Origin of the sequence: Chryseobacterium sp. (assembly GCF_022712095.1) — a bacterium.
Lineage (GTDB): Bacteria > Bacteroidota > Bacteroidia > Flavobacteriales > Weeksellaceae > Chryseobacterium.
This window is the reverse complement of sequence record NZ_JALAHD010000177.1, coordinates 1-7,114: the sequence shown is the minus strand read 5'-3', so window position 1 is coordinate 7,114 and position 7,114 is coordinate 1. Positions and strand designations below refer to the sequence as shown.

Annotated in this window: 4 protein-coding genes; 1 reads left to right on the top strand and 3 read right to left on the bottom strand. The window is 34.9% G+C overall.

The features are described 5' to 3' along the window. Positions 1-712, top strand: a 712-nt coding sequence (locus tag Q0A18_RS09230; RefSeq protein WP_292009864.1) for an integrase core domain-containing protein, incomplete at its 5' end; no start/stop codon positions are given. Between the two features lie 168 nt (positions 713-880). Here Q0A18_RS09230 and Q0A18_RS09225 read toward each other — a convergent pair. The 3 genes from Q0A18_RS09225 to Q0A18_RS09215 all read right to left on the bottom strand — a co-directional run bounded on the left by Q0A18_RS09225 (position 881) and on the right by Q0A18_RS09215 (position 7,098). Then, positions 881-2,026 (bottom strand): 1-acyl-sn-glycerol-3-phosphate acyltransferase, encoded by a 1,146-nt coding sequence (locus tag Q0A18_RS09225; RefSeq protein ID WP_292009863.1) that lies wholly within the window; start codon positions 2,024-2,026, stop codon positions 881-883. A 106-nt stretch (positions 2,027-2,132) separates the two neighbouring features. Next, positions 2,133-3,878 carry a DUF262 domain-containing protein gene (locus tag Q0A18_RS09220; RefSeq protein WP_292009862.1) on the bottom strand — a complete coding sequence of 582 codons (1,746 nt, stop codon included), beginning with the start codon at positions 3,876-3,878 and terminating at the stop codon, positions 2,133-2,135. Positions 3,879-3,951: 73 nt separating this feature from the next. Further along, positions 3,952-7,098: an HsdR family type I site-specific deoxyribonuclease gene (locus Q0A18_RS09215; protein ID WP_292009861.1), complete on the bottom strand. Its 3,147-nt coding sequence runs from the start codon at positions 7,096-7,098 to the stop codon at positions 3,952-3,954. Positions 7,099-7,114 lie beyond the last annotated feature (16 nt).

Genomic DNA, 7,114 nt, shown 5'->3' with positions numbered 1-7,114 from the left:
GGAAGCCAAATCTGCTCAAGATGGTCTAGTCCTTACTGAATCCCAACTTTCAGCACTGGAAAGGGCTAAGGAAGAGAAAAAGGCTCATGGAGAAATTGAAACTTATCATCCGGGATATTTAGGAGCTCAAGACACTTATTACGTAGGCAATATCAAAGGAGTCGGACATATTTATCAACAAACTTTTATTGATACGTATTCCAAAGTAGCATTTGCAAAGCTATATGACCGTAAAAATGCTCTTATTGCTGCTGACATGCTTAATGATCAGGTAGTCCCTTTCTTTGAGCAGCAGGAACTTCGTTTACTCAGAATTTTAACAGACAGAGGAACGGAATACTGTGGAATAAGAGAACAGCATGAATACCAGCTCTATTTGGCAATTGAAGATATTGATCACACAAAGACTAAGGCTAAAAGTCCTCAGACCAATGGCATTTGCGAACGTTTTCACAGGACGATACAGGATGAGTTTTATGCCATAGCTTTCAGAAAGAAAATTTACAGAAGTATTGAAGAATTGCAATTAGACTTAAACAGCTGGCTATCGTATTACAACAATGAAAGAACGCATACAGGAAAACATTGTTACGGTAAAACACCGATGCAGACGTTTTCGGATAGTAAGCCTATTGCAAAAGAGAAATTATTGGAAACTCTTGCAGAGGAACAAAAAATCCTTACTTTTGGAAGTAAGGATAATATTGGATAACTGACAATTATTTTTAACCCCTAACTGTCAGATAAAGTCGTGGCTATTACAAATAAAATCAACTAGGTCTCGATACATTTTTCTCCATTGCATTTCGAAAAACACTCGACCTGACGTACGAACTTCCTTACTCCTTGTGATATCTTATTGTTTGTGTGCGGGGTAATATTAATCTTCTACCCTCTCTTTTTCCAATTTCATTTTATTAATCACAGGATTAGCATACATATCCAGAAAACATTTTTTTGAAAGCTCATCCGATTCATCAATGCGCATCCTAAGTCTGCGTTCAAACAACTGCTTCTCCTCTTTAGTATATTCCTGGCTAAAAATATCTGTATGATGAAGTAAATCATACGCAATAAAATTGGTAGGCCAAAGCTTATAATTCCCGATAATTGAATCATCTATTACCTGTGCTACAGCCTGCATCTGTTTATTTTTATTATCAATGGTTGATGCTATCACATCCAGTTCCGTATCTAATACTTTACCGGCATGGATGTGTATATGTTTCTTCTGCCCTATGATTCCGGTAAGCATGGCTGTGAAATCTTCATCTTTAGCTTTCTCATATTTTTCTCCTTTGTGCATGGCCAGAAGCTGAGGGATCTTCATATAATCGGTAGGATCATATTCGTAGGAAACGGATATGGGAACAATCTTCAGGCTTTTAAAATAATCTATGACCGGTACATCTCCTGCCGCCATGGCAAGCATTTTTAAAACACCTTGCTGGGTAGCATCGTTGCCGTCCTTTGTACGGCCTTCACGCTGGGCAATCCACACCGACTGGTTTCTGCAGTGTAAAAGCTCATCGATATACTCGGACATCACCTGAGAACTTTTCAGTTGTTCCCTCAGTGGTAATCCTCTTTGAACCAAAAAATTTCTGTTGAGTTTAGCCAGTACATTTAAAAATGAATTTCCAATGAGGTTATCACCCACTGCTGAAGCTGTCATGATAAAATCTTTTTCCAACAACACCAGATTAAGCAGTGAAGTATCCAGAACAATATCCCTATGGCTCGAAATATATAGGTAAGGCGTATTTTTATCCAGCCGCTCAAATCCGGAAGTCGTTAATCCTTCCGAACTGTTTTCTATAATTTGACGAACGGTATATGCAATACATTCGTTTTGGAAATCCCATATGGTATGGATATTCTTAATCTGTTCGCGCCATTCATGCCTTTTCTTACCCGGAAAAGTGAAACTCATCATTGTCCTCATCATAGGATCATGGGAGATCCCCTGTAGTGCATCATTTACTTCATGATCATGGAAAAAACGGATTTCATCGAACTTCAACATGTACTTATTTAAAGGTTAAACTGTTTTTGCAAAAGAACGAAAATTTATTGACGTGGAGGGAGAATGTGGGTAAGGATTGTATTTTATGCCCATTATAAAAATATCATTATAGTTTATCAAAAGCTTTTTTCACTACTTTTGCGATCATTTTTCGTCTTTCAGATAAAAAGTCCCCATAATTCATCTGCTCCCAATTTTCAGGTAAAGCATGCCAAAATCTCATTTTTTCCAGATCCTCATTGGAAAAACGCTGTTCATAAACGGGTAAATAAACTTTGGGTTCTCTATCACTAATCGCTATATTATCACTCCATTCAACTAAAGCAAAATTGGCTATCTGATTATAATCTCTACTTTCAGTAATCCCATTACGCATCAGCCATGCTTTTGGGAATAAGTGATGTCTTTCTAATGCTGATTTATTAGCTCTTAATCCGGATTCCAATAACTCTTTTACCTGTAGCTGAGAAAATAAGCCCAAAGCATTCAGAATATTCAATGATGCATAATAAGCAAATAAAGAAGGTGAGCGAAAAGAGGATGTTGCCAAATCCATGGGAAGGGTTACATTCCAGAAATCAGAAGTTAACTGAGAGTCAATAATAGTATTTAATTCCTTTACAAAATCATCTGCATTATTGATTGTCCTGAACTTCGCTAAATCCATCTCCATTGCAGTTTCGGGTGAACCTGTATACCGACCTGTTATAGAACACATAAAGAACCATTTTGCAATTAACCGCTTTAATTCATATAGTTCAACTTTATAATCCACTCTTCCCATTAGAAAGAAAACATAAGAATATAAAATATTATTATTGGAAGAAATGAAACTTTCATTATTATATCCGGCTTGTTTTAATGCTTTAATGAATTCATGCCAATGCTGAATATTCAAAGCTTCTGCTTGTGCAGTTTTCAGTTTTTCAAATTGTTGCTCTCTTCTTTCTTCACTAAACAAACCTGTATCCAGATCTTTTCCTCTCAATATACTGTAAATGTATTGCAATCTTGCTCTTCTAAAGGCCAATCCTACCGCGGTTCTCAGCATTTGTTCAGGTTTAGGAACAATAAGATAGTTAAATGGCGTAGCATCAATTTTTGTTGGCTTTCTTGCATCTCTGCAAAAATTCTCCAAATCAGTCCGTCCCTCATCCCAAAACACACTCATGAGGGTAAGAATAAAGTCTGCTTGATTTAAGGTTTTCCCTTCAGAATTGATTCTTACAAAAACATCTGCTACCTGTTCTTCATTAATTTCCTGTGATAGTTCCAACACTGAGAAGGGATAGTTTTCTAAATTTTTCAACCGCATAAAAGCTTCCTGAATCTTAGCTTCTAATTCGTCAGAAACTTCAATATGATTTTTCAGATTGGAAACAAATTCCATTATGACTTTAAAAATATTGATATTCGGCTGCCACAAGTCGGAAATATTCTGATAATACCGTGGATTTTTTCTTATCGCTGCATCCGGTACTTCAAATTTATTTTCCAAAGGATTAAACGCAATAATAATTTTTGCTTTATCATAATTTTCACGAATTACCTCTTGTCCTTTTAAAACAGCGTACAGGGAAGTCAAACGTTGCTGTCCATCAACAATAAGAAGATTTGCAAATTTTTGTTTTGTATCCGTTCCAATCCCTTTGACCCCATCAATATTAGCATTTTCCCAAAATAAAAAGTAACCTACGGGATAACCTTTATATAAACTATCGAAAAGATCCCTTACTTTAGTATCTTTCCATACAAAAGGCCTTTGAATATCCGGAAGACCTATTGTTCCCAGATCTATGTTCTGAATTAATGAATTTAAGTTGTATTTAACGTCTTTGAAGAGTGTTGCCATTTGGTTTTTTATGAATGAATAATTTTTTATGTTCAGGAATATAATTTTTTTAAAGATACTTATTTCTAAAGTTTTAGTTATTCTTCTTATAATGTTCTGCTTGTTCCAGTACATTTTTATACACCTCATCCTGCGTAATTGGTGGATATCCATATTGATGAAGTTTTACAATAATATCCATTTTCAGTTTTGCTTTGATATCTTCCCTATCGCTCCAATCTGGATATTGTGTTGTATTATCTACAATCTTTTTTATTTCCTGTGCCAATTCCAGCATCTTAGTTTTGTCATATTCAAACCCATATTGTTTACAAATGGAATCCAGAATATCATAAAAAGCTTTTTCTTCATAGTCGATTCCTAAATCCTGATAAGACGTCATTTCAGTACGAAGCTTCAGTATCAGATCAAGGATCTGTTCTGATGTATCAGTCTGTATGCCATCATAATCTAATATATCAAGCTCACTTCTTTCGTTATAACGGTTGACTATACTTTGTAGTCGCTCAGAAAATTCCATCCCTTTTACTTTATTGACTTTTTTAAAATCGGAAATAGTCTGTTTTAAAAGGCGCTCTAAAATTTTAATTTTGGTATTCGGTAATTCAAGATTATTAATTTTTTCCAAAAATTTATCGTTGAACAGATCAATAGCATTTGCCTTGTTATCATCCAATTTAAAAATTTCTTCCACCCCTTCTGAGATGATGGCATCTTCTACCATTTTGCTCACTTTAGCATTCATTTGTGCAGTGTCTGGTGCCTCACCCTTGGTTAATTTCACTACTATAGATTTTATAGCAAAATAGAAGTGTATTTCATCTATTTGGTTACTGTTGAATATTTCAGAACCACAGGTCAGATTATATGCTGCTTTTAATTTTTTGGTCACTTCAACAAAAAATTGTTCAGATTTCTCCGTCTGTAAAACCAGTTCTGATGCTCTGTTTAAACATTGTAACTGTTCTACAGGTGAACCTGTAAAATAATCTGTGGTATCAAACTGGTAGAAAAACTGTCGTAATAACTCAAGCTGATCTTTTACAATAATCACGGCTTTATCCAGATCCTCAAAATCATCAGTAGCGGTTTGATTATTGAATAATCCCAAAGCATGATTCAGGTTCTTTTTAATTCCTATATAATCTACTACCAAACCTTTTTCTTTTCCTTCAAACTTTCTGTTTACACGGGAAATAGTTTGTATCAAATTATGGGTTTGCAGTGGTTTATCAATATAGATTGTATCAAGAAAAGGAACATCAAATCCCGTCAGCCACATGTCTACCACAATAGCTATCTTAAAATTGGAATGGATTTGTTTAAATTGGCGATCCAGCTCCTTGCGGTCATCTTTTGTTCCCAGAAGGTTCCAAAGTGATTCATGATCATCTTTGTTTCTGGTCATAACCATTTTGATACGTTCAATAGGCTTTATTTCTCTCTGTTCTTTTTCGGTAAGATGATCTGCAATTTTAATTTCATTCCATTCCGGACGAAGTGCAATAATTTCTAAAAACATTTTATAGGCAATTTCACGAGATGCACATACAAACATGACCTTGCCAGCAACAGTAGCTTTTTCTGCTACACGGTTTTCATAGTGCTGTATAAAATCTTGTGCAATGGCTTTGATACGGTCAGGGTCTCCTAATACAGATTCCATTTTAGCAATAGCTTTTTGACTGGCTTCAACATGATATTCGGAAGCTCCTTCAGCAACTGCATTGTCATAATATTTTTCAATCTCGACTACTTTAGAATGATCAAGATTCACTCTGGCAGCACGACCTTCATACACCAGCCTTACTGTAATTTCATCTGCAACAGATTCTAACATTGTGTAAGAATCTACTATTTCACCAAAAACGTCAAGTGTTTTATCAATAGGTGTTCCAGTGAATCCCACATATGTTGCATTAGGTAAAGAATCATGCAGGTATTTTGCAAAACCGTAAGATTTCTTAACTCCTTTTTCTTCATCAATACGAATTTTCAGATCAAGATTGACCTGTGAACGATGGGCTTTATCTGATATACAAATAATATTATTTCTGTCAGACAAAATTTCATCATCTTCTGCAAACTTTTGAACTGTTGTCAGAAAAACACCTCCACTTTCTCTCCCTCTCAATCTTTCTCTCAGATCTTCTCTGGATTCTATATTGATAATATTTTCATCTCCAATGAAGTCTTTGGCGTTGGTGAAATCTCGGGAAAGTTGATCATCAAGATCGGTACGATCTGAAATAATAATGATCGTTGGACTCGAAAATTTTGTCGAACGCATCAGTAATCTGGACAAGAATAGCATGGTAAAACTTTTACCACATCCTGTAGCTCCAAAATAGGTTCCACCTTTACCATCACCTTCAGGTTTACGATGTTTTAATATGCTGCCAAAAAGTTTGTTTGCCGCATAATATTGAGGATAACGGCAAAGTATTTTTTCTTCTTTTTTAGAAGTATCGGGAAACAGAATAAAATGATGCAAAATATTACAAAGCCTTTGTTTATTAAGCATTCCATGAACGATAGACGTTACAGTATGAATCCCTGTTAAAGCTTTCTTTTCTTCTCCAGTAATTTTATGCCAACCATAGAAGAAATCATAAGGAGCAAACAAAGAACCGGCTTTATTATTTACACCATCACTGATGATACAAAATGCATTATATTTCATCAGTTCCGGAATATCTCTCCGGTACCGTATACTCAATTGTTTGTAAGCATCATGTATTGTAATCTCTTCTTCAATTGTTGTTTTAAACTCAAAAACAACAACAGGAATACCATTGATATAAAGAATCAAATCTGGAATACGAAGTTCCCTACCTTGAATCTCTAATTGATTGACAATTTTAAAACGGTTGGTTTTTAAAAGATTGTTTTCATCAATATCAATATAACGAATATGCAAATCTTTTTTAGCAGGATTATTTCTTTTGAAAATCCATCCATCTGCTAAAAGTTTACCAATGTGCTTATTACTATCATATAGACTGGATGCAGGTTGATAGGCCAGTTCATTAATAATGGTTTCCAGTTCTATAGCTTCTAGATCAGGATATTGCTGCATCAGAAAGTCACTTAGATCTTCTCTAATCAATACTTCTTGATTAAAGACCCGAAATACTTTTTTACCATCTACATACTCATAACCTTCTTCTTTTAGAAGGTGAATGAATGATTTTTCTAATTGGGTTTCGGTATATTTCATGATATTAGCTTAAATG

What these genes read in the sequence shown, in the direction of transcription:
- Q0A18_RS09215 (WP_292009861.1), bottom strand. Translation starts at nt 7,098, where the DNA reads ATGAAATATACCGAAACCCAATTAGAAAAATCATTCATTCACCTTCTA.
- Q0A18_RS09225 (WP_292009863.1), bottom strand. Translation starts at nt 2,026, where the DNA reads ATGTTGAAGTTCGATGAAATCCGTTTTTTCCATGATCATGAAGTAAAT.
- Q0A18_RS09220 (WP_292009862.1), bottom strand. Translation starts at nt 3,878, where the DNA reads ATGGCAACACTCTTCAAAGACGTTAAATACAACTTAAATTCATTAATT.